Annotated in this window: 1 protein-coding gene; it reads left to right on the forward strand. The window is 61.1% G+C overall.

Features of this window, described 5'->3' with window-relative positions:
- A partial coding sequence (locus tag MES37_RS24560) for a contractile injection system protein, VgrG/Pvc8 family (RefSeq protein WP_273695307.1) occupies positions 1 to 568 on the forward strand: 568 nt, incomplete at both ends.

Below are 568 nucleotides of genomic sequence, written 5' to 3' on the forward strand. Positions count from 1 at the left end.
GGCAGCGGCTGATGCTGACTGATGATGTGACCGGCCTGCGCAGGCGGCAGGATGCCTTTCCCTTTAATCCGAATGTATCGACTGGAACCACCACGGAGCACATCAGTGTGTTTCGTCACGAAGCGGGCATTGCGCCATCATCGGTCACCAGCCTGGATTACACCTTTAAGATGCCGGACTGGCCGGGGGGCTATCGCCAGAAAGCACAGAGCCTGAATGGCCAGCGCACACAGTATGAAGTGCTGGATTATCCGGGGCGTTTTAAGGATGAACAGCACGGCGAAGATTTCACCCGCTATAAACTGGACGCCTGGCGTAACCAGGCCGAAACCGCCACCGGCACCAGCAACTCTCCGGCGCTGTCGCCGGGCGTGCGCTTCCCCCTTTCCGGCCACCCGATAAAAAGCCACAACCGGCAATGGCAGGTCATCAGCAGTGCGATGACCGGGGAACAGCCACAGGCCCTGCACGGCAGTCGCGGCGAGGGGACCACCCTCACCAACCGGTTTGTGGCCATACCGGGAGACCGCACCTGGCGCCCGAATCGCCCGCAGAAACCAAAGGTCGA

Origin of the sequence: Buttiauxella sp. S19-1 (assembly GCF_022134725.1) — a bacterium.
In the GTDB taxonomy this organism is placed as follows: Bacteria; Pseudomonadota; Gammaproteobacteria; order Enterobacterales; family Enterobacteriaceae; genus Buttiauxella; species Buttiauxella ferragutiae.